This window comes from Paramesorhizobium leguminum, from assembly GCF_003217235.1.
GTDB lineage: Bacteria > Pseudomonadota > Alphaproteobacteria > Rhizobiales > Rhizobiaceae > Paramesorhizobium > Paramesorhizobium leguminum.
Genome location: NZ_QJTF01000008.1, coordinates 26,763 through 49,517 on the forward strand (window position 1 = coordinate 26,763; position 22,755 = coordinate 49,517).

A 22,755-nucleotide genomic window follows, 5' to 3' on the forward strand; every position below is an offset into this window, starting at 1 on the left:
GGGGCTGTGATCCGGCCCCGCACTCACCGGAGTTATCATGTCCTCACCCGTGATTACCCGCTTTGCGCCCTCGCCGACCGGCTATCTGCATATCGGCGGCGCGCGCACGGCGCTGTTCAACTGGCTCTATGCGAAGCATACCGGCGGCAAGATGTTGCTGCGTATCGAGGATACCGACCGGGAACGTTCTTCGCAGGCCGCGGTCGATGCCATTCTCAACGGTTTGCGCTGGCTCGGCCTCGACTGGGACGGCGATGCCATTTCCCAATATGAGCGCGCGCCGCGCCATCGCGAAGTGGCGGAAGAGCTGGTCGCCAAGGGCAAGGCGTATTATTGCTATGCCAGCCCCCAGGAACTCGACGAAATGCGCGAAAAGGCCCGCGCCGAAGGCCGCCCGCCCCGCTATGACGGGCGCTGGCGCGATCGCGATCCGTCCGAAGCGCCGGCCGGTGTCAAACCTGTCATTCGCATCAAGGCGCCGCAAACCGGCGAGACGGTGGTGCATGATCAAGTGCAGGGCGAGGTTCGCTTTCCAAACAAGGATCTCGATGATTTCATCATCCTGCGCTCCGATGGCAACCCCACCTATATGCACGCCGTCGTGGTGGACGATCACGACATGGGCGTGACGCACATCATCCGCGGTGATGATCATCTGACCAACGCCGCGCGCCAGACGGTCATCTATGACGCCATGGGCTGGCCGGTGCCATCCATGTCGCATATTCCCCTCATCCACGGGGCCGATGGCGCGAAACTCTCCAAGCGGCACGGCGCGCTCGGCGTCGAGGCCTATCGCGCCATGGGCTATCTGCCGGCGGCATTGTGCAATTATCTCGTCCGCCTCGGCTGGAGCCATGGCGACGACGAGATCATGTCGATCGAGCAGATGATCGAATGGTTCGATGTGACGGGCATCAACAAGGGTGCGGCACGCTTCGATTTCCAGAAGCTGGAGGCGATCAACGGTCACCATATGCGTGGGAGCGATGACAAGGCGCTTTTCGAGGCGCTTGTTGCCGTGCTGCCGGAAATTGAAGGTGGGCAGGAACTTCTGGCCGCCCTCGATGACGGAAAGCGCGGCCAACTGCTTGCCGCTATGCCCGGCCTGAAGGAGCGCGCGAAGACACTTGTGGAACTCGCTGATGGCGCGAAATTCATCTTCGCTTTGCGCCCCCTTATGCTCGATGAAAAAGCCGCCTCGCTCCTCAATGACGAAGGACGCGCCATCCTGAAAGGGGTGCTACCGGCGCTTGAGCAGGCGGCTGAATGGACGGCTGAAGGCCTCGATGCGGCCGTGCGCGCTCACGCGGAATCAACCGGCTTGAAGCTAGGCAAGATTGCACAACCCCTGCGGGCCGCACTGACAGGACGCGCCACTTCTCCCGGCGTATTCGATGTGCTGGCCATACTCGGGCGGGAGGAATCTATTGCCAGAATCACGGATCAGATCGACTAAATGCTTTGCTAAGCCGCATGGTCTTGTCCGAAACGTCTGCAACTTTTCGGAACCATGCTAGTGGCCAAGCCGCATGGTCTTGTCTGAACGTCTGCAACTTTTCGGGACCATGCTGGTGTCGCTTATAAGATATCACGGTCTCGTTACACATGCCGGGCTCGTGGATGAATTTCCGCGTTGCAACATCGCAGCTTTGGGCTAGTTTGGCGGCCTGGAGCATGATCCCGAAAAGTTGCTGACTTTTCGGAATCATGCTGCGGCTCCAGGGACGGTTCGAAGGATTTGAAAGGAACGACTATGTCACAGAACACAGCAAGCATCACCCTTGACGGTAAAACCTTCGAGCTGCCAGTCCGCAAGGGCTCCGTCGGGCCTGACGTCGTCGATATCGGTCCGCTTTACAAGAACGCCCACGCCTTCACATACGATCCCGGCTTTACCTCCACCGCCTCTTGCGAATCGAAAATCACCTATATCGACGGTGACGAAGGCGTGCTGCTTTATCGCGGCTATCCGATCGACCAGCTGGCCGAACATGGCGATTTTCTGGAGACCTGCTATCTCCTGCTTTACGGCGAGCTGCCGACCAAGACGCAGAAGGCGGATTTCGATTATCGCATCACGCATCACACCATGGTGCACGAGCAGATGAGCCGCTTCTTCACCGGCTTCCGTCGCGACGCGCATCCGATGGCGGTGATGGTCGGCTGCGTCGGCGCCATGTCCGCCTTTTATCACGACTCGACCGATATTACCGATCCGCATCAGCGCATGGTCGCCTCGGTCCGGCTGATCGCCAAGATGCCGACGCTGGCCGCGATGGCCTATAAATACCATATCGGCCAACCCTTCGTTTATCCGAAGAACGATCTCGATTTCGCGGCCAACTTCCTGCACATGTGCTTCGCGGTCCCTTGCGAGGAATACAAGGTCAATCCTGTGCTTGCCCGCGCCATGGACCGCATCTTTATCCTCCATGCCGATCACGAGCAGAATGCATCCACGTCGACGGTGCGCCTGGCCGGTTCGTCCGGCGCCAATCCGTTCGCCTGCATCGCGGCAGGCGTAGCCTGCCTCTGGGGTCCGGCGCATGGCGGCGCCAACGAGGCGGCGCTCAATATGCTGGCTGAAATCGGCACGGTTGACCGCATTCCCGAATATATCGCCAAGGCGAAGGACAAGAACGATCCGTTTCGCCTCATGGGCTTCGGCCATCGCGTCTACAAGAACTATGATCCGCGCGCCAAGATCATGCAGAAGACCTGCCATGAAGTGCTGGGCGAGCTTGGCATCAAGGACGATCCGCTGCTCGATGTTGCGCTGGAGCTGGAAAAGATCGCCCTCACGGACGAATATTTCATCGAAAAGAAGCTATATCCGAACATCGATTTCTATTCCGGCATCACGCTGAAGGCCCTTGGGTTCCCGACCGAGATGTTCACCGTCCTCTTCGCCGTCGCGCGCACCGCCGGCTGGATCGCGCAGTGGAAGGAAATGATCGAGGACCCGCAGCAGAAAATCGGCCGCCCGCGCCAGCTTTATACAGGAGAGCCGGAGCGCGATTTCGTAGCGGTGGCCAAGCGGAAGTAAGCAGATACGATCTGCTCTGATGGAAAGAGGCTTCGGGTTGAACGAAGCTTCTTTTTTGTTTTTTTTACTTCGAGCAAAACTGTGGTATTGTGGGAAGCATGGAGGTGTCGAAATGCTGCGAAGTACTCCGCTTTTTCCCAACGATGAATAACGTAGCTTCGTCCGATGATCACGAGGCGAAGCTGAAGGCGTTCGACGCCGCGTGAAGAATCCGGATTGGCCACCGAATTCGATTTCGATGAATTTTTGGCACGCATGAACGAGGAGTATAATGCGCGAAAAGCGCGCTGAGCAGTTCGGCGGAGTTCTACTACTTCTTCACCCCATCCACCAATTCCAGCACCGCCTGCGCCGCGATTTCGCCTGCGGGCTTTTCCGTTGCCATCAGGTCCGCGATATGCTGGAAGCCAGCCATCTGCGCCTCCCGCACGGGTCCGGGCCGCATCAGCCCGTCTAGCTCGCGGGCCAGCAATCCGGGCCGCACGAACTCGTTGAAATGCTCAGGGATAATCGCTTCGTCGGCGATGATGTTGGGCAGCGCCGCGCTCCATGTCGTGATGCGCGGCGCCAGGAACTGTCTGGCGAACCAGTCGATTTTGTATGCGAGAACGGTCGGGACATGCGCCAGCGCCAATTCCAGCGATACGGTGCCAGAGGCGGCTAGCGCTGCATCCGCCTCTGCGAAGGCCTGCCATTTGGCATCCTCCCCCGTGACGATCAGTGGCTTTATCGGCCAATCGGCGGCAAGCGCGCGAACCATTGGCTCGATGGCCGGCAACGTCGGCAGAATGATTTGCAACGTTCCTACTCGCGCCGCCAGTTCGGCCACCGTCTTGCCGAACGGCTCCATCAGCGTCTTGATCTCCGAGCGCCGCGATCCCGGCAGCACGAGCAGCGTCCGCTCCTCCCCCTGCTTCCGCAATTTTTCGCGCCGCATACGGGCAGTCCGCACATCCAGAACCGGCTGGTAGCTCGCCAGACGGTGGCCGGCGTAAGTAGCTGCCGGACCACCCAGACGCTGCAATACATCCACCTCGAATGGCAGGATCGTCAACACATGATCGACATAGGCGCGCATGGCCTTGGCGCGCTGCGGGCGCCATGCCCACACGGTGGGCGCGATGTATTTCACGATTGGGATCGCGGGATCAGCGGCGCGGACCTTTTTCGCCACGCGGTGGGTGAAATCCGGACTATCGATGATGATGAGGCAATCGGGCTTCGCCGCTGCCACCGCCTTCGCGGTCTGCCCGATGCGCCAAACCAGCTTGGGCAGATTTTTCAGAACGGCGCTCAACCCCATGAGCGCAATCTCGTCGGGGTTGAAAAAGCTTTTCAAGCCCCGCTCCTGCAGATGGCTGCCGCCGACCCCGACCAGATTGACGAGGCGATCCGTCCGGGCGCGCAGGGAATCGACCAGATCGGCTCCGAGAATATCCCCTGATTCCTCGCCGGCGATAATCGCGATCTTAAGCGGCAATTTTTGTCCCACTTCCTTCACCTCAGTCCGGCTTCGAAGCAAATGTCTCTATAAAAATGCCCTTCGCATTGGCTGCCGCTATCGCTTCGCCGAAACCCAGGATGAAGGTCTTCCCCTCCTCGACCGCTATGCCGGACAAGCCAGCCAGTGCTGCGTTCTCGACGGTCGATCGGCCGATGCTCGGCAGATCGGCCCGCTCATCCTGCGCCGGCTTGGCGCATTTGACAAGGACGCCGCCCTTTTGCGGAATACGCTTGGCCTGCCGTAATTGCGCGATGCGTTCCAGCATGGCATCGGTGCCCTCTGCCCCCTCAAGAGCCACGACGCGACCACCTATAGCGACTGCTCCCTGCCCCACATCGAGAACGCCCAGCATATGCGCTGCCTCGCGCGCGAGGGTGATGTTGTGCCAATCGTCCTTGCCGGGTTTCGTGAGGGTCAGTGAACCTGCGGGAGGCGCCAGCAGATCAGGCACGATTTCATGCGCGCCGACGACCTTGAAACCATAGGATTCGAGAAGGCCTATGAAGGCGCGCAACAGCGCATCATCTCCCCTGCCCAGCGCGCGGATCATGCGCGGTATAGCGGCAAGTGTCGGGCCATCGAGCCTGAGATCGGCAAAATGCGGACGGCTGCGGACGCCGCCCGCCAATACCACGTTGCGCGCGCCCGCGGCCTTCATCGAGCCGATCAGCTTACGGAACTCCACCATGGAAATTTCCGCATGATCGTAGCGATGAAGCGCGGGATCAGCCTCGTCGCGTATCATGACGATAAAGGGCGGCCTGCCCTGCTTTTCCAGGTTTTCGGCGACCCTTAGCGGCAGGATGCCATTGCCGGCGATGATGGCCGTGCGGCCTGCGGCATCGATACCGGGCGCCACTGGCACGCCTCAGTTCTCGTCGTCGCTACCGCCGTGACTGGCGGCGTGGATAGGCGGCGTGCAGTAGGCGCGCTTGGTATCCACGGTAATGAACGAAATCAGATCGGCGACGGCGGGCGAATCCGGCATGGCTTGCAGGACATCGTCAGCCCTTTCCCTGACCGGCTTGGTGCGGTCGAACAACATGCGCGTCGCACGGCGGACATTGTGGATTTCCGGCCGCGTCATGCCGGAGCGCTTCATCCCTACGATATTGAGACCGCCCAGATGCGCATGAACACCGATCGCCATTCCATAGGGGATCAGATCATGGACGAGCGCGGCGAGACCACCAACGAAGGCATGATGGCCGACACGGCAGAACTGATGGATACCCGCGCCGCCGCCGAGAATCGCGTAATCGCCGATGACGCAATGGCCGCCGATCATCACGTTATTTGAGAACGTCACATGATTTCCGACGTCGCTATCATGCGCGACATGCGCATAAGCGAGGAAGGAGCAATTGTCGCCGACCGATGTGTAGCCACGGCTCGAATCCGACCCGCGATGCATGGTGACACCCTCGCGGATGGTGCAATTGCGCCCGACGTTAAGCGTCGTCGGGCCGCCCTTGTGCTTGGCGTTTTGCGGATCGCAGCCAAGGATCGCATGCGGATAGACCTTCGATCCGGCGCCCAGCGTGGTGGCATCCGTAACCACGACGTGGCTCATCAGCTTGACGTTGTCGCCGATGACGGCGCCCGCCTCGACATGGCAGAACGGCCCGACGGAAACGCCAAGCCCAAGCTCCGCGCCTTTTTCGACCAGGGCGGTCGGGTGGATGAAAGTCTCATTCATAATGGATTCACGCTTGCTTGTCTTCGGCGATGCCAATCATTGCCGCCACTTCGGCTTCGGCTACTCGGACGCCGTCGACCTCCGCGATGCACTCGAATCTCGAAATGTTGGCACGCTGCCTGAGTTTTTTCACATGGATCATCAGCCGGTCGCCGGGCACGACCGGCTTGCGGAACTTCGCATTGTCGATGGTCAGGAAATAGACAATCCCCGGCTTGTCGGCGCCGCGATGCATGAGCGATATCGCGCCCGCCGTCTGCGCCATCGCCTCGATGATTAGAACACCCGGCATGATTGGATTGTCAGGAAAATGACCGGTGAAATGCGGCTCATTGATCGTGACATTCTTGATGCCCGTCGCCGACCGGTCGCCGTCGATATCGACGATGCGATCGATCAGAAGGAAGGGATAGCGATGCGGCAAGGTTGCCAGCAGCCTTTGAATGTCGGCCGCGTTCAAACTGGCCTGCCCGGTTTCACTCATCCGAAGTTTTCTCCTTCTTTGACTGTCCGATACTGCGAAGCGCGGCGACCTCCCGGAACCATTGCTTGAACGGGCGCGCGGGCAAGCCGCCCCATTTCTCGCCGTCCGGAATGTCGTGCATTACCCCGCTTGCCGCCGCGATCTGCACGCGAGAACCGATTGTCAGATGATCAGCAAGACCGACGCGACCGCCGAGCATTGTCATATCGCCGATAGTGACGCTGCCCGAAATGCCGCAATGGGCGGCAATGAGACAATGCCGCCCGATGCGCACATTGTGGGCGATCTGCACGAGATTATCGATCTTTGTACCCTCGCCAATGACGGTATCGGCAAGCGCGCCACGATCGATCGTCGTATTGGCGCCGATCTCGACATCATCCTGGATAATGACGCGGCCAAGCTGCGGCACTTTTTCCATGCCGCCGCTACCGGGAACATAGCCGAAGCCATCCTGCCCAATGCGAACGCCCGGATGCAGATGGACGCCATTGCCGATGAAGGCATACTGGACGGAGACACCGGGCGCAATGAAACTATTGCGCCCGATCTGGCAATTCGCCCCGATCACGGCCGTCGCCGAAACGACGGTTCCAGCTCCGATAGCGACGCCCTTCCCAATGACGGCGCCCGCTTCAATCGTGGCGCCAGCCTCGATCACCGCGCTCGGATGGATGCTTGCATTCCTGGAGATGCCTGTTTCGCCGAGCCAGGGCTCAGGACGTGCGGAGGCGGGAAACAGCATTCTGCCTATGGCGGAGAAAGCCCGGTGAGGGTTGCGCGTCAGGAGAACTGCGATTCCGGGCGGGATATGGCCCTGCAACTCCTCTGTGCAGAGAGCGCCCGCTGCCTGAAGATTGGCAAGGTTTCCTGAATGCTTCTTGCCCTCAAGGAAGACGAGAGCCGAGGAATCGGAATCCGAAAGCGGCGCAAGACGCGTTACGACGCGCGAAGCCAGCGCCGCATCACGCAGCTTTGCACTGGTGAATTCAGCAATGTCGCCGATGGTCAACTGACGCGACGGCGTGAAAAAAACAGGATCTGCCATCAAAACACTTTCTCTCCCGGGGCCTTGATAAGCCCCGGGAGGAGGCAAATCTATCAGAACTTGCTCGAAATGCCGAAATTGAAGTTCTGCACCTTGTCCGTCTCTTCCTTCATGATCGGCCAGGCGTAGTCGAAGCGCAGCGGACCGAAGGGCGAAGCCCACATCAAGCTGACGCCCGCAGAAGCGCGCAACTTGCTTTCGTCACCTTCAACCGGATAAGCCGCCGTTCCCTCAACTTCGGTACCATAGAGCGTCGCCGCATCGGCAAAGACCGCGCCACGGATTCCCAAGCTTTCCGGAACCACCGGCATCGGGAACTGCACTTCCGCAGTGGCATTCACATAGGTCGTGCCACCAAGGTAGTAGCGCTCCTGGTCACCCGACCGCTGGTAGGCACCGATACCGTTATACTTGAAGCCGCGAATGATATCCGAACTGTTCTTGAACATATCGAATATACGCGCACCATCCTTATCGAAGGCGTGAATATAACCACCGCCGGCACTCAAGAGACCAACGATATCGGCTTCTTCGGAAATCGTCTTGTAATAGCTGCCCTTGACAGTCGATTTCAGATAATTCGCATCGCCGCCGACACCGGCATATTCCTGCGTGAAGCGAGCGAAGATGCCGTCATGCGGGTTCTTGACGTCGTCGATCGAATTATAAGTCAGCGAATAGCTGATGGATGACTTGATCCATGGGCTTTCCTCCGCCGCCTCGATGATTGCCGGAGCGATCAAATCAGGATCCGGGTTGCCATATTCATCAAGCATATTTCCGTCGATGTCATACTTCTCCTGCACGTAGTTATAAGCCACGCCCGCAGAGAAATTGTCGGTGATCGGCAGACCGAAGCGGATCGTACCGCCCGTCTGCTCGACATCATATTTATCCTTCAACGAGTATGACTTGCGGAAGACATCGAAGCCCGCAGAAATGCGCTGACCAAGGAAGTACGGCTCGGTGAAGGAGAATGAGTAGTTGCGCGCATCGTCCTGACCACCGCCGGCGCCGATGCGGACATACTGCCCGCGACCGAGGAAGTTGCGCTCCGTGATCGAAGCCTCGACGGACGCGCCCGGCGTCTCGCCGCCAGTGGTGTAACCACCGCCCACGGAGAATTCGCCCGTAGGCTTCTCGACCACATCGACAACAAGGACGACCTGATCCGGCGCAGAGCCAGGCACAGTCGAGACATTGACCGTCTGGAAGAAATCGAGGGCATCCAGACGCCGCTTGGCGCGCTGAATCATAACCTGATTGAAGGCATCACCTTCGCTCAAATCGAACTCGCGACGAATGACATAATCGCGCGTCTTCTCGTTGCCACGAATCTCGATCCGCTCGACATAGGCGCGCACACCCTCTTCGACGCTGTAGACCACAGAGATCGTATGGTTTTCAAAGTTGCGATCGCCGCGCGGCTCGACCTTGGCAAAGGGATACCCCTTGCCGGCCACCTGCTCGGTGATGTCGATGACGGACGTTTCAATATTCTTGGCGCTATAGGTAGCACCAGGCTGCGTCTTGACGTCAGCCTGAAGCGCCTGAGCATCAAGCCCGGGAATGGTGCTCTCCACCTGCACATCACCGAAGGTATATTTTTGCCCTTCGTCGACGGTGATGGTGATGGTGTATTCGTTCGTCGCCGGATCAAGAACGGCATTCGAAGAAACGATCCGGAAATCGGCGTAACCGCGATTGTAATAGAAGCGACGCAGCGCTTCCTCGTCGGCGCGCAGCTTGTCCTCATCATAAACGTCACCGCGCGTCAGCCATGACAAAGGATTGGTGCGCTTGGTGGCAATGACATCACGCAGACGACGACCGCCGAACGCCTCATTGCCAACAAAATTGATAGCCTCAATCTTGGTGCGCCCACCTTCGTTGATCTCATAGACCACATTGACGCGACCCTCACCCAGATCGATGGTGCGAGCATTGACGGTCGCATCATTACGACCGACGCGGCGATACGCATCGAGGATCGCCTGCTTGTCTGCCTCCATCTTGACCGGATCGAAAGGCTCACGCGCCTTCAGCTGCGCCGCGGCAGCAAGCTGAGGATCCTTGATCTTCTTGTTGCCCTGGAACAGCACATTATTGACCACCGAATATTCACTGACGGTGACCACCAGCGCGCTACCGGATTGCTTGATCTGAACGTCAGAGAAAAGCCCCATTGCGAACAGACGCTTTATAGCCGCGTCGATATCAGTGTTCGAAAAAGCCTTTCCAGGCTGAATGCCAACGTTATCGCGAATCGTCGCCGCATCGACGCGCCTGTTACCGCGAACCTCGATCCGGCTGACAACGGCGGCCTCGGCGGCATCGAACGCAATCAGGGAAACCGTGGCTGAACCAGAGGCCGCAAGAGCCACTTGCATGGCGATCGCGGAGGCGGCGCCAAAGAATTTCGAACTTGCCGTCATTGGCCTTCTCAACCTTTGTTTTCTCGTTGTCCCCGGGGCGAGATCCCAGAAAAGCACTTATCTCAAACCACCGTAATAACTGGTTTTTTGATACAAGCAAGCGCCGCGGTCAAATTCTGTTTACTTCGCTTCGATGCGTGACATCCGCGCCACGCGATTCTCGCGTTCTGGGTAAACTTATCCACCGCTTCCCTGGAATCTCCCTCTCTTTCCGTGTCTCTTCTTAGCACTTCTCTCAGCAGACGAATATATCGTTGAAGAGAACAAATGCCATAAATCCCATGACAGTTATAAAGCCCACGCGAAAGAAAATTTCCTGTACGGCGACCGGCACAGGCCGGCGCAGAGCCGCCTCGGCGGCGTAGAAGACCAGATGACCACCATCAAGGGGCGGAAGCGGAAACAGATTCAATAGCCCGATGCCTATCGAAAGCATGGCTGTCAGCTGCACGAGCCAGGAGAAGCCCTGGCTTGCAGCCTTGCCCGCCATGGTGGCGATCTTGACGGGACCGCCCAGCTGGCATTTGTCCTCGCGACCGGCGAAGAAGCGGCTGAAGAATTCGCCCGTGCGCCCGATGATAAAGCCGGTTTCGAGAACCGCCTGGTGCACCGATTCGAGCGGCCCATATTCGACCACCCGGAACTTGCCGAGCGCCTCGTCATTGACAACGCCAATGACGCCGACCTGGACCTTGTTGCCCAACGGGTCAGTCTGTTCGATAAGCTCGGGCGTCGCCGTCAGCGGCACGTCCCGGCCGCCGCGCTCTACGGTGAAGCGAATCGGATCGCCCGCGCGACCGGAGACATAGCGCTGCACATCGGAGAATGTCGTCACCTTTTCGCCATCGACCGTCAGGAACCGGTCGCCCGGCTCGAATCCGGCTACTGCAGCCGGGCTGCCTGGACGCACCTCCGCCACCATGGGGTCGGCGATCACGCGGCCATAGAGCAAGAAAAACACAGCCAGAATCGCAATCGTCAGAAGGATGTTGAAGGCGGGACCGGCAAAGACCGTGGCCGCGCGCTTCCACACCGACTGATGATGAAAGGCAACCGCCTTTTCGGCTTCGCTCAAGCTTTCCGCTTCCCCTTCGGAAGGCGCGCTCGCCACGCCTTCGTCACCAACGAACTTGACGTAGCCGCCGAGCGGAATGGCTGACAATTTCCAGCGCGTACCCTTGCGATCGGTAAATCCGATGAGTTCAGGACCGAACCCCACCGAAAACGCCTTGACGCCGATGCCGCACCAGCGCCCGACGAGATAGTGCCCCATCTCGTGGACGAAGACGACAACCGTCAGCACGAAGAGGAACGGTACGATCGTCCCTATGAGCAGACTGTTGCTGCCGAAAAGATATGAGACGAAGTCTCCCACTGTTGTGCTCCTGGCGAGGCGTGCCTCACATTCGCGGGCCGCTATCGTAACTACTTAAATGCTAAAAAAGATGGCCGAAGGCACATCCGGTTGAGCGAAGATCGCGCCAATGAGGTACATGAGCACGGCGGCAGCCACAAGCCCGTCGACGCGATCCATGAATCCGCCATGTCCGGGCAGAAGCCGACCGGAATCCTTGGCGCCGAATATCCGCTTGACCCAGGATTCGGCAAGGTCACCCATCTGCGCAATCACGGAAAGGACAAATGCCAGCAGCGGCGCGAGAAACGTGACCGGCTCCGCCAGCAGCGAGACGACCAGCGTACCGGCGGCAACTCCCGCCACCGCGCCGCCGATCGCGCCCGACCACGTCTTGTTGGGCGAAAAGCGCGGCGCGAGCTTCGGCCCCCCTATCGCGCGGCCGGTGAAATAGGCGGCGATATCGGTTCCCCATACGACAGCGAAGAGAAAAACGATGGCGGTGAAGCCGAATGGCTCATCCCCGCGCAACAGAGACAAGGAAATCGACGGAAGGCCGGCATAAAGAAGGCCGGACGTCGGCCATGCCTTGCCACTCTTCCATGTTAAAACCGCCATTATGGCAGCGCCGAAGAAAAGCGCGCCGATGGAGGCGAGCGCGCCGCCCCCCCACAAAAGCGACGCGGCGATGAGGGCGAACCACGACCAGCCGAAAATGCGGGAAAGCGGCGTCTGGCGCGCCGCCGTCAGTGACACCCATTCATGGAACACCGCCGCGCCTATCGCAATCGCGAGCAGCGTGAACCATGTTCCGCCGAAAAATGTTATGAGAAGCGTGACCACGCCCAGAATGATGGCGGTGATGGTGCGCGTCTGGAGATTGGACATTGAGCACCTTTCCGATGCAAGCCGATGCAGCTTACAGCGCAATATCCTGCTCGTGGACCTGCGCTTCGATTCCGCCAAAGCGGCGTTCCCGCATCCGGAACGTCTCGATCGCATCGATGAGATTGGCCGGCTTGAAATCCGGCCAGAAGCACGGCACGAACAGAAATTCCGAATAAGCGGCCTGCCAGAGCAGAAAATTGGACAGACGCATCTCGCCGCTGGTGCGTATGATGAGGTCCGGATCGGGGATATCAGCGGTTTCGAGCCTTGTCGCGATGGTTTCCGGCGTGATAGCCGAAGGATCCAGCCGGCCTTCGGCGATTTCCGCGCCCAACACGCGCATCGCCCGGGCAATCTCGTCACGCGCGCCGTAATTGAACGCGATAACCAGATTAAGCCCCGTATTGCCGGCGGTAAGCGCTTCCGCTTCCACGAGAAGATTGCGAATATCCGGCGCCAATCCGGCGCGTTCGCCGATAATCCGCACGCGCACATTCTTGCGGTGCAGCTCGGCAAGATCGCGACGGATGAAGAGCTTTAGAAGCCCCATCAGATCGCTGACCTCACTGCGCGGACGCGACCAGTTTTCCGAGGAGAAGGCGAAGAGCGTCAGCCAGCCAAGCTCGATCTCGCCGGCCTTATGCACGATTTCGCGTAAAGCGCTCATACCCGCCTTGTGTCCGGCGGCGCGCGGCAGCCCCCTGGCCTTCGCCCAGCGGCCATTGCCATCCATGATGATGGCGATATGGCGTGGATTGGATATGGGCATTGGCTCCCCCGGTTCACTACGGAAGCAGAAAATGCAGTTCTTGTTTAACGCATGATTCCCATTCGAAAAGTCTGCAACTTTTTGCAATCGCTGACCTTCGGTTCGGGATCGCGCGCTAGACCTGCATGATTTCCGCTTCCTTGGCCGCCAGCATCTTGTCCAGCTCCGAAATGGTATCGTCGGTCAGCTTCTGCACCTTTTCGGAAAGGACGCGGCTGTCATCCTGACTGATATCGCCGTCCTTCTCCAGCTTTTTCAACTGGTCCATGCCATCGCGGCGCACATGGCGGGCCGCGACGCGCGCGGCTTCCGCATATTGATGCGCTATTTTGGCCAGTTCCTTGCGGCGCTGCTCGTTCAATTCCGGCAGCGGGATGCGCAGCGTCGTGCCGTCGGTGATCGGATTGAGGCCCAGGCCCGAATCGCGGATTGCCCGCTCCACCGCGCCGACCATGGACTTATCCCACACGGAAACGGACAGCATACGGGATTCAGGAACCGAAATATTGGCTACCTGGTTGATCGGCATTTCCGAGCCATAGGCCGTGATCGTGATCGGCTCCAGCAGGCTGGCGGATGCCCTGCCCGTCCGCAAGCCGCCCAGGTCGTGCTTGAATGACTGAATGGCGCCTTCCATGCGGCGCTTGATATCGTTGAGGTCTAGAGCGTCGCTCATGCTTCTTATTTCTCCTTCCGCTCTTAGAGCGGATGCAATTAATCCGCTCTAAGTTTTGGTTTTCTCCGCATGATCTTATCCGAAAAGTCTGCAACTTTTCGGGACCATGCTCCAGATTATTCGCCGGAAACAGTTGTGCAGCGTCCCTTGCCAAGCAGAATCTTGGCGAACTCGCCGTCTTCGTGGATGGAATAGACAATTATCGGAATGTTGTTCTCCCGCGCAAGGGCAACCGCTGTGGTATCCATCACGGCCAGCCCCTGATCAAGCACTTGCTTGTGCGTCAACCGTTCATAACGCATGGCATCGGGATGGATTTTCGGATCGGCGGAATAGATGCCATCGACCTGCGTCCCCTTGAAGAGGGCATCTGCGCCGATTTCCGCCGCGCGAAGTGCAGCTGCGGAGTCGGTGGTGAAGAACGGATTTCCCGTACCGCCGGCGAAGATGACAACCTTGCCCTGATCCATATAGGCCGTCGCCTGACGCTGCGAAAAGCTCTCGCAAATCTCCGGCATGGCAATGGCCGACAGGACGACGGCATCGACGCTAATCTTGGAAAGCGAGGTGCGCAGCGCCAGCGAATTGATGACGGTCGCGAGCATTCCCATGTGATCGCCCGTGACGCGGTCTCCACCCTTGGATGCAACCGCGACGCCGCGGAAGATATTACCGCCGCCGATCACCACGCCAACCTCGACGCCAAGCGCCTTCGCCTCGGCGATATCGGCGGCGATGCGGTCCACCACGGAAACATCGATCCCGAAGCCCTGATCACCCATCAGCGCCTCGCCCGAGGCTTTCAGCAGGACACGTTTATAGATGGGCGCGTCAGACATGATATCCCCTCTTCCGGGTAAATTATAGATATTATCGGTTCCCGATACACGAAGGGCACCGCGATGTCACGCGGTGCCCTTCGAAACTCAAGCCTTTTAGAATTTACTTCTTGACGGCTGCGGCCACTTCAGCTGCAAAATCGCTTTCTTCCTTCTCGATGCCTTCACCGAGAGCGAAGCGGACGAAGCCGGTGATCTTGGCCGGAGCGCCGATCGTCTTTTCCGCTTCCTTCAGCGCCGCCTCGACGGTGAGGTCAGGATTGAGGACGAAAGCCTGCGAGAGAAGGACGACTTCCTCATAGAATTTGCGCAGACGGCCTTCGACCATCTTCTCGATGATCGCTTCCGGCTTGCCGGACTGGCGGGCCTGATCCGCGAAGATCACCTTCTCTCGCTCGACGACGGCCGGATCGATTTCCGCCGGGGTAAGCGCCAGCGGATTGGTTGCCGCGACGTGCATGGCAACCTGGCGTCCGAACGCCTGAGCGGCATCGGCATCACCCGTCGTCTCGATGGCGACGAGAACGCCCATCTTGCCAAGGCCATCCGAAACGCCATTGTGCACATAGGTTGCAACAACGCCGTCCGCGACGCTCAAGGCAGCCGAGCGGCGGAAGCTGAGGTTTTCGCCGATCGTGCCGATCGCGTCCTTGATCACCTCGGTGACGGACTTGGTCGAGCCGGGATAGGTTGCCGCAGCTACGGCTTCCGTGGTTCCGTCGGTGCCGAGCGCCGCGTTGGCGACGTTGCGGACGATTTCCTGGAAGGCATCGTTGCGGGCAACGAAATCGGTTTCCGAATTGACTTCGACTACAACGGACTTCTTACCGTTCGTGGCAACGCCGACCAGGCCTTCCGCGGCGGTGCGGCCGGCCTTCTTATCGGCCTTGGAAATGCCCTTCTTGCGCAGCCAATCGATGGCGGCTTCCATATCGCCGTTGGTTTCGGCCAGCGCGGACTTGCAGTCCATCATGCCTGCGCCGGAGAGTTCACGAAGTTCTTTTACCTGGGATGCTGAAATGCTCATTATCGCCTCTCAATGAAAGCGAAGGCATACCGTTGCCGGTATGCCCACTTTTCCGGTGCTTGGCACCGGCGCTATTTTAAAACTATTTACCCGCCGTAACGGGCGTATGAAGCCTTCTCCAGCCGCATAATCTTATCCGAAAAGTCTGCAACTTTTTGCTGACGCTGACCTTCGGTTCGGGATCATGCTCACGCCGAGGCTTCACCTTCCGGAGCAGGAACATCGAGCGCAGGCTCAACAGGCGCTTCCGCCTGAGCGCCGATATCCATGCCGAACGAGCCCTGCTGGCGGGCGATGCCATCGAGGGCAGCGCGGGCAATCAGGTCGCAATAGAGCGAGATGGCGCGCGAGGCGTCGTCATTGCCCGGGATCGGATAATCGATCTGGTCAGGATCGCAATTGGAATCGATGATCGCAACAACCGGGATGCCGAGACGCTTGGCTTCCTGGATGGCGATCGCTTCCTTGTTGGTATCGACGATGAACATAAGGTCGGGCGTCGAGCCCATATCGCGAATGCCGCCAAGCGCGCGGTTGAGCTTCTCGCGCTCGCGGTCGAGGTTCAGGCGCTCTTTCTTGGTGAAGCCCTGGGCATCGCCGGAAAGGATCTCATCGAGCTTGCGCAGGCGCTGGATCGAATTGGAAATGGTCTTCCAGTTCGTCAGCATGCCGCCGAGCCAACGGGCATTGACGTGATACTGGGCTGAACGCTCTGCAGCATCGGCAATGATGTCGGACGCCTGGCGCTTGGTGCCGACGAAGAGGACGCGACCACCACGGGCGACCGTGTCGGAAACGACCTTCAGCGCCTGATGCAGGAGCGGAACGGTCTGGGCCAGATCCATGATGTGGATGTTGTTGCGGTCGCCATAGATATAAGGCGCCATTTTCGGGTTCCAGCGATGCGTCTGGTGTCCGAAGTGAACGCCAGCCTCAAGAAGCTGGCGCATGCTGAAATCAGGCAATGCCATTGCTTTAGTCCTTTTCCGGTTGAACCTCCACGGGAAGAGGCGGTTGCCCGCCACCGGAGGCCATATCGGATTTCTCCCGATATCGACCCAACCCCGTGTGTGGAATGCTGCGGCTGTTAGCGGAAAAGGAGAAGGAATGCAAGAGGCAGGCAGTAGGTCCCTCCCTTCCGTCATCCTCGGGCTTGACCCGAGGACCCACGGCAAAGAGGCGAAAATGGTTCTATATTCGCTACAAGATCATAATCAACGTTAGGACAACTGAAATGCCGTTGCGTGATCGAGAGATCAGCGCTCCTTAGCCGTGGGTCCTCGGGTCAAGCCCGAGGATGACGGAAGGGAGGGCGTCACACTTCAACCGAGTCGAATACGCGGATTTTCACCCAATTCGGATTGCTCTGGGGGATGAAGTGGTTCACGTGCGCATCGGAGACCTGATAGGCATCATGCGATTTGGCATCGGCCCATATCATGTGAAAAGCGACGTCGAAATTATCCTCATTGAAGAGATAGGCGACCTGCTTGTGGCGGGTTAGATTGCGCGCCACCACTGTTGCGAAGAAGGACAGCTCGCCAGGGTGATCGCTGAGATATTTTTCGCCGAGTTCCAGCTGCTTCCGAACGGCAGCCTCGCTCTTGTCTTTAAGCGTGATGTATATGGAGTGATGAATGCGGCCGTTGCCCGTGCTCAAAATGCCCTTGGCAGCGCTTTTCGTGGATACATCCATGAACGTTCTCCTTCGAATAGATAACCGGAAGGAAGCGAAGCATACAATATCTATGAAATTATAATGAGACTGCAACAATGAGCCGAACAAATACTGGTGATATGGGAGAGGATAGAGGAATAGAGGGTATGTTCTCTGACACATAGCCTCTAATTGCTACTCCCCCTCTCGCCTTATCTACCCTCACCGCTTGCAATCCGCCGCCTTCTGCGGCTGGTCGAACACCTGCAGATCGACAAGTTTGCCCTTGATGGAGAAATCGCCGTAATCCATCTTCAAATCGCGGGTGATGCCGTTGCGGTAGAGCTTGAAATCGATGCGGTAGACCGGCAGGCCTTCCTGATTTTCCTTGTCGTCGAAATAGGCGATGTTGACCGGCCATGCCTTTTCGGAAGCGAGCTTGCCCATTGCCTTCGCTTCCTCATCGCTGGCGGCGGCGCCTTCCTTGCCCATGACGACAGTGGTATGCGAAACGCTATCGGCGTCTTCCGAGCCATCGAACAGCGTGGTCTGGTAGAATTTTTCGCCGGCCTCCGCCTTGGCAATCAACTCTTCCATGTGGTGCGTGGGAAACTGCGAGTGGGCGAGCGTGACCTTCTTGGCTTCCGGCTTGGTGATCGTGACGTCGGTGGCAGTCGGGGTCAGCCGGGCGTCGCCCTGCACTTCCTTGTTCAGTTCCTTGTCGATAAACGTCTTGTTGACGAAACGGAACTCGTTGCCATCGCCAGCTTCATAAGTCGTCGTCTGCTGGTCCGTGATGCGCTGCGGCGCCTCCTCCATGTCGATGCGGGTCACAAAACGGAAATTGGTGGTATAACCTTCGCAGGCCGAGCCATTGAACTCATAGACCATGCGGCCGGCAAGCCCGGTGATGCCGGATTTGTCATCGGCCTTGTCAAGCTGGAGATCATAGACAGCGCGGTGAGGAACGAGCACGACAGGACTGGCCGCGGACGCCGGAAACGGAGCAAACGCAACACTGGCAAGACTAGCGCCGGCAACCAGAACACTTATCGAACGCATCAAGGATTCTCCGTTTCATTGTTGCCTCATCATAAAAAAACTCGTGGCGGAAGCGAGGCAAAAATCGCAACCTCCACCGAACATCCATCGATTCCCGCGTATACTAGAAAAGAGTAAACTACCATGAGCGAAACCATAGAGATACGGCTTGCCGCCCTCGGCATCACCATTCCCGAAGCAGCGGCGCCGGTGGCCAATTACGTGCCTTATGCGCAAAGCGGCGCGCTGCTCTTCACGTCAGGGCAATTGCCGCTGGTCAATGGCAAACTTATTCACGCCGGGCTGCTGGGTGATGGGCTCAATGTGGTAGAGGGACAGGAAGCCGCGCGTGCTTCGGCGATCAATGTGCTGGCGCAGGCCAAGGCGGCGCTGGGCGATTTGAACCGCATCAAGCGCATCGTCAAGATCACCATCTTCGTCGCCTCGACGCCGGATTTCATTGAGCACCATCTCGTTGCCAATGGCGCATCCGATCTGTTCGTCGCCGTATTGGGCGATGCCGGGCGTCATGCCCGTTCGGCGGTGGGTATGGCGTCCCTCCCCTTCAATGCGCCGGTTGAGATCGAAGCAATCATCGAGGCCGCCTGATCATGGCTGGACTCGACTGGTTGACGAGACGTCCCATCGCTCATCGCGGCCTGCATGATCTTAATGGCAAATGCTGGGAAAACACGCTCTCCGCATTCGATGCGGCGGCAAGGGCAGGGTTTTCCATCGAATGCGACGTGCACCTGTCGGCCGATGGCGTCCCGGTCGTCTTTCATGACGAGGATCTGAACCGGCTGTGCGGCAGGGATGGTCAAATCCATCTCATCAACGCGGCGGAGGCTACGGCCCTCGCCATCGGCGGCACGGCTGACCGGGTGCCGACCTTGCGCGAGGCGCTTGCGCTCATCGCCGGCCGCGTTCCCATCATCATCGAACTCAAGGGCATTGCCGGGCGCGACGACGGGCTGGTGGCGGCTGTCGCGGCTGAACTTGACGCCTACGAGGGCCACGCCGCCATCATGTCGTTCGACCACCATCTCGTGCGGCGCTTTCCCGCCGATGCGCCCGGCATTCCCGGCGGCCTGACGGCGGAGGGGGTGAAGACCAGAGATATCGAGGCGCATTTTGCCATGCTGGCGCATGAGCTTGCCTTCATCTCCTACAATGTCCACCATTTGCCGAACCCCTTCGTCGCCTTCGTGCGGGAAAAGCTGAAAATGCCGGTCATCACCTGGACTGTGAGAAACCAGGCCGATAAAGCCCAGAGCAATCTCTTCGCCGATCAGATTACCTTCGAAGGATTCAATCCGGATTCGATGCTGGCGTGATGGGTGAGGCATGAGCGGACAGGAGCAAAGCGAGCGCGGTTTTGTCTTGGCCGTTTGCGATGGCCTTAAAGCTTTCACGCGCGATGAATGGGAGGGGCTCTCTGGAACATCCAGAGAAGCTAATGATTACAACCCATTCATTTCATATGACTTTCTCTCCTCGCTCGAAGAATCGGGATGTGTTGCGCCCGCCAATGGCTGGTTGCCCCGGCACCTGCGACTTCAGGATGAGGCGGGGCAATTGCTTGGCGCGGTTCCCTGCTATCTGAAGGGCCACAGCCAGGGCGAATATGTCTTCGACCACGGCTGGGCGGATGCCTTCGAGCGCGCCGGCGGCGATTATTATCCGAAATATCAGGCTGCGGTGCCCTTCACGCCAGCCACGGGACCACGCCTTCTCCACGACAAATCACTACGCTCCCAAGCCGTGCGGCAGGCGCTGGCCGCCGGGCTTCGCCAGTTGACGGAACAGCAGGGGATATCCTCCGCCCACGTCACCTTCCTGCCCGAAGACGAACTGCCGACCTTGGCTGAGGCGGGCTTCCTGCACCGCATGGACCAGCAGTTCCATTTCATCAACGATGGCTTCGGCAGTTACGATGAATTCCTCGAAACGCTGGCCTCACGCAAGCGCAAGGCGTTGCGCAAGGAGCGGCGCGAGGCGCTTGGGAACAGCATCAGCATTGACTGGCTGACGGGCAGCGACCTGACCGAGAATATCTGGGATCAGTTCTACGCGTTTTATATGGATACCGGCAGCCGCAAATGGGGGCGGCCCTATTTGAACCGCGAGTTCTATTCGCTGATCGGCGAGCGGATGGCGGATGACATCCTCCTCGTCATGGCGAAGCGGGATGGCCGCTACATCGCCGGCGCGATTAACTTCATCGGAGCGGACCGGCTTTTCGGGCGGCATTGGGGATGCATTGAGGATCACCCCTTCCTGCATTTCGAGGTCTGCTATCATCAGGCAATCGACTTCGCGATCTCGAAGGGGCTGAAGGTGGTTGAAGCGGGCGCGCAAGGCGAACACAAGCTGGCACGCGGCTATGTTCCCGTGACGACGCATTCGGCCCATTACATCGCGCATGAAGGTTTCCGCCGGGCGGTAGAAGATTATCTGATACGGGAACGCCGCGAAATCGAACAGTTGAACGAGGCGTTGCGAGAGCACACGCCGTTTCGGAAAGATCAAAATGGAGATTCCGGCAATGACTGAAGCTTATGACGACAACAACATCTTCGCCCGGATCCTGCGTGGAGAAATTCCATCCGCGCGCGTCTACGAGGATGATCACGTCCTCGTCTTCATGGATGTGATGCCGCAGGGCGAAGGCCACACCCTCGTCCTGCCCAAAGCCCCGTCGCGCAATCTGCTCGACGCCGCGCCGGAGACGCTGGGGCCGCTCATCGCCGCCGTGCAGAAAATCGCCATCGCGGCGAAAAAGGCCTTCGCCGCCGATGGCGTGACCGTGATCCAGTTCAACGAGCCCGTTGCGGGCCAGTCGGTGTTTCACCTGCATTTCCATGTAATCCCACGCTTCGAAGGCGTGGCATTGAAGCCGCATAGCGGCAAGATGGAAGAGCCTGATGTGCTTGCACGCAATGCGGAGAAGATCAAGGCGGCGCTTTGAAAGTGATTCCGCATAAATGAACAACTATTTGATATGTATGGCTTTTATAAAACCATAAGCCCTATGACCAGCAGCACCTCCGCCACTGCGACACCGACAAGAATGCGCTTGCCGGTAGCGAGGTAAACGGTGAAACCGATCGCCGCCGCTGCGACGCGAAGCCAGACCGGAGAGCTTGCCAGCGTTCCGGTCGGGTAAAGGATCAGCTGGGCGATGACTGCGGCCACCAGCGCCGTGGCGATGCAGCGCACCAGCACCAGCGCTTCCGAATCCTCACGAATTCGACCGCCGACAAAAACGCCGAGAAAGCGCCAGACATCGGTCGCGAGCCAACCGCCAATCAATATGAAGAGGAACGGCCACCACCAGTCGGGCAGGCTAGTCCAAGTCATTTCGCCTCCAAGGGGTCGCGTCGGATACGGTGGAAGATGAATGCGCCGACGCCGCCGACCAGACCCGTCAACAAGAGATCAGACCCCGGCACAAGAGCATGAAAAATCGGGAAAAGCACAAGCCCGGCGATCATGGCGATCTGGCCCGCCTTCTCACGCGCCGACCGCCAGAGCGAAGTCAGGAAATACATCGGCGTGAGCATGAACAGCGCGGCAAAGACAATCGGCGGAAACGATGCTGAAAGCAGATAGACCGCGACCACGATAAGCGCATTGGCACCGACCAGCACCAAACCGATGCCGGCGAAATAGCTGGTTCGCAAGTCGCGCGGTATATTACGCAGTTCTTCCATTGCCATCACCCAGGCTGTCACGGCGACGAAATGGGAAAGGAAAAGCAGCGTGATGCGCCGGGTGCGCGGGCCCTTCAACTCCGGCAACAGCGCCACGACCATCGGCATCAACCGCACCGAGGACAAGGCGACCGAAGCCGCCACCGCAGGCAAGGTTGCACCCGACGTCGCCGCGCCGATCAGCATCACTTTGGCCGGGAGCGCCCATATCGTCAAAACCATAAAGACGGTTTGAACCATCGTCATGCCGCTCTCAATGGCGAGCCCGGCAAAGCCGACGAACGAACTCATGAGCAGAAGAGCCGGCACGCTGACAATGCGCGCCGTGCCACGCAGGAACCAGCGCAGATGCGTCGCGAAATCGTGGCTGTCAGGCGAGAATTCGAGGGGGCGATCGTGCATGGACCCGCAAGTACCCCACTGTGGCATGATCGGCAAGTATGCTTGGATTGTGCCTGCTGGTTTCTGCTTGCTCGTTTCGGTGCTAGCGTGATTCCTGTTCTAATGGAATCGCTAGATACCCCCCTCTGCCCTGCCGGGCATCTCCCCCTCAAGGGGGAGATTGGCTG

23 protein-coding genes are annotated in these 22,755 nt (G+C 58.9%); 6 read left to right on the forward strand and 17 right to left on the reverse strand.

Annotated features, from left to right (window positions below; all coding sequences use genetic code 11):
* The first annotated feature begins 37 nt into the window (after positions 1 to 37).
* Positions 38 to 1,459, forward strand: coding sequence for a glutamate--tRNA ligase (gltX, locus tag C7477_RS08490; protein ID WP_110751074.1), 1,422 nt, complete (start codon positions 38 to 40; stop codon positions 1,457 to 1,459).
* Between the two features lie 297 nt (positions 1,460 to 1,756).
* A complete protein-coding gene (gene gltA / locus C7477_RS08495) occupies positions 1,757 to 3,049 on the forward strand; it encodes a citrate synthase (protein WP_110751076.1) in 1,293 nt (430 codons plus the stop codon).
* Between the two features lie 310 nt (positions 3,050 to 3,359).
* Here the strand turns inward: gltA and lpxB are convergent, their stop codons facing one another.
* The 15 genes from lpxB to C7477_RS08570 form a co-directional block, all read right to left on the reverse strand.
* Positions 3,360 to 4,529: a lipid-A-disaccharide synthase gene (gene lpxB / locus C7477_RS08500; RefSeq protein WP_245411774.1), complete on the reverse strand. Its 1,170-nt coding sequence runs from the start codon at positions 4,527 to 4,529 to the stop codon at positions 3,360 to 3,362.
* A 22-nt stretch (positions 4,530 to 4,551) separates the two neighbouring features.
* Positions 4,552 to 5,418 carry an LpxI family protein gene (locus C7477_RS08505; RefSeq protein ID WP_110751078.1) on the reverse strand — a complete coding sequence of 289 codons (867 nt, stop codon included), beginning with the start codon at positions 5,416 to 5,418 and terminating at the stop codon, positions 4,552 to 4,554.
* A 3-nt stretch (positions 5,419 to 5,421) separates the two neighbouring features.
* Positions 5,422 to 6,252 (reverse strand): acyl-ACP--UDP-N-acetylglucosamine O-acyltransferase, encoded by an 831-nt coding sequence (gene lpxA, locus C7477_RS08510; RefSeq protein ID WP_110751080.1) that lies wholly within the window; start codon positions 6,250 to 6,252, stop codon positions 5,422 to 5,424.
* Positions 6,253 to 6,259: 7 nt separating this feature from the next.
* On the reverse strand, positions 6,260 to 6,736 hold the full coding sequence (fabZ, locus tag C7477_RS08515; protein ID WP_110751082.1) for a 3-hydroxyacyl-ACP dehydratase FabZ: 477 nt from the start codon (positions 6,734 to 6,736) through the stop codon (positions 6,260 to 6,262).
* Positions 6,729 to 7,784 carry a UDP-3-O-(3-hydroxymyristoyl)glucosamine N-acyltransferase gene (gene lpxD, locus C7477_RS08520; protein WP_110751083.1) on the reverse strand — a complete coding sequence of 352 codons (1,056 nt, stop codon included), beginning with the start codon at positions 7,782 to 7,784 and terminating at the stop codon, positions 6,729 to 6,731. The genes fabZ and lpxD overlap by 8 nt, the downstream gene beginning before the upstream one ends.
* Positions 7,785 to 7,837: 53 nt before the next feature.
* On the reverse strand, positions 7,838 to 10,219 hold the full coding sequence (bamA, locus tag C7477_RS08525) for an outer membrane protein assembly factor BamA (protein ID WP_245411775.1): 2,382 nt from the start codon (positions 10,217 to 10,219) through the stop codon (positions 7,838 to 7,840).
* Between the two features lie 235 nt (positions 10,220 to 10,454).
* Complete coding sequence (locus C7477_RS08530; RefSeq protein ID WP_110751087.1) at positions 10,455 to 11,594, reverse strand: M50 family metallopeptidase; 1,140 nt, start codon at positions 11,592 to 11,594, stop codon at positions 10,455 to 10,457.
* Between the two features lie 54 nt (positions 11,595 to 11,648).
* Entirely contained in the window at positions 11,649 to 12,461 is an 813-nt protein-coding gene (locus C7477_RS08535; RefSeq protein ID WP_110751089.1) for a phosphatidate cytidylyltransferase, read from the reverse strand.
* Between the two features lie 31 nt (positions 12,462 to 12,492).
* Positions 12,493 to 13,230: an isoprenyl transferase gene (locus tag C7477_RS08540; protein ID WP_181418382.1), complete on the reverse strand. Its 738-nt coding sequence runs from the start codon at positions 13,228 to 13,230 to the stop codon at positions 12,493 to 12,495.
* Positions 13,231 to 13,345: 115 nt separating this feature from the next.
* Positions 13,346 to 13,906, reverse strand: coding sequence for a ribosome recycling factor (gene frr / locus C7477_RS08545; protein ID WP_110751091.1), 561 nt, complete (start codon positions 13,904 to 13,906; stop codon positions 13,346 to 13,348).
* A gap of 116 nt (positions 13,907 to 14,022) precedes the next feature.
* On the reverse strand, positions 14,023 to 14,745 hold the full coding sequence (pyrH, locus tag C7477_RS08550) for a UMP kinase (protein ID WP_110751093.1): 723 nt from the start codon (positions 14,743 to 14,745) through the stop codon (positions 14,023 to 14,025).
* Between the two features lie 103 nt (positions 14,746 to 14,848).
* Positions 14,849 to 15,772, reverse strand: coding sequence for a translation elongation factor Ts (gene tsf, locus C7477_RS08555; protein ID WP_110751095.1), 924 nt, complete (start codon positions 15,770 to 15,772; stop codon positions 14,849 to 14,851).
* A gap of 188 nt (positions 15,773 to 15,960) precedes the next feature.
* Complete coding sequence (rpsB, locus tag C7477_RS08560; protein ID WP_110751097.1) at positions 15,961 to 16,743, reverse strand: 30S ribosomal protein S2; 783 nt, start codon at positions 16,741 to 16,743, stop codon at positions 15,961 to 15,963.
* Between the two features lie 344 nt (positions 16,744 to 17,087).
* Positions 17,088 to 17,468, reverse strand: coding sequence for an antibiotic biosynthesis monooxygenase family protein (locus C7477_RS08565; RefSeq protein WP_110751099.1), 381 nt, complete (start codon positions 17,466 to 17,468; stop codon positions 17,088 to 17,090).
* Positions 17,469 to 17,651: 183 nt separating this feature from the next.
* A complete protein-coding gene (locus C7477_RS08570) occupies positions 17,652 to 18,491 on the reverse strand; it encodes a cell envelope integrity EipB family protein (protein ID WP_110751101.1) in 840 nt (279 codons plus the stop codon).
* A 123-nt stretch (positions 18,492 to 18,614) separates the two neighbouring features.
* Between C7477_RS08570 and C7477_RS08575 the strand changes: the two genes are divergently transcribed.
* From C7477_RS08575 to C7477_RS08590, 4 genes are read left to right on the forward strand one after another with little or no spacing between them, the layout of a single operon-like run.
* Positions 18,615 to 19,079 carry a RidA family protein gene (locus tag C7477_RS08575; protein ID WP_110751103.1) on the forward strand — a complete coding sequence of 155 codons (465 nt, stop codon included), beginning with the start codon at positions 18,615 to 18,617 and terminating at the stop codon, positions 19,077 to 19,079.
* Positions 19,080 to 19,081: 2 nt separating this feature from the next.
* Positions 19,082 to 19,807 (forward strand): glycerophosphodiester phosphodiesterase, encoded by a 726-nt coding sequence (locus tag C7477_RS08580; RefSeq protein WP_110751105.1) that lies wholly within the window; start codon positions 19,082 to 19,084, stop codon positions 19,805 to 19,807.
* Between the two features lie 10 nt (positions 19,808 to 19,817).
* Positions 19,818 to 21,026 carry a GNAT family N-acetyltransferase gene (locus C7477_RS08585; protein WP_110751107.1) on the forward strand — a complete coding sequence of 403 codons (1,209 nt, stop codon included), beginning with the start codon at positions 19,818 to 19,820 and terminating at the stop codon, positions 21,024 to 21,026.
* Positions 21,019 to 21,441, forward strand: a complete 423-nt coding sequence (locus tag C7477_RS08590; RefSeq protein ID WP_110751318.1) for an HIT family protein — start codon at positions 21,019 to 21,021, stop codon at positions 21,439 to 21,441. The genes C7477_RS08585 and C7477_RS08590 overlap by 8 nt, the downstream gene beginning before the upstream one ends.
* 44 nt (positions 21,442 to 21,485) lie before the next feature.
* Here the strand turns inward: C7477_RS08590 and C7477_RS08595 are convergent, their stop codons facing one another.
* Together C7477_RS08595 and C7477_RS08600 are read right to left on the reverse strand one after the other, a co-directional pair.
* Positions 21,486 to 21,833, reverse strand: coding sequence for an AzlD domain-containing protein (locus tag C7477_RS08595; protein ID WP_110751109.1), 348 nt, complete (start codon positions 21,831 to 21,833; stop codon positions 21,486 to 21,488).
* Positions 21,830 to 22,588 carry an AzlC family ABC transporter permease gene (locus tag C7477_RS08600; RefSeq protein WP_245411776.1) on the reverse strand — a complete coding sequence of 253 codons (759 nt, stop codon included), beginning with the start codon at positions 22,586 to 22,588 and terminating at the stop codon, positions 21,830 to 21,832. The genes C7477_RS08595 and C7477_RS08600 overlap by 4 nt, the downstream gene beginning before the upstream one ends.
* Between the last annotated feature and the right edge of the window lie 167 nt (positions 22,589 to 22,755).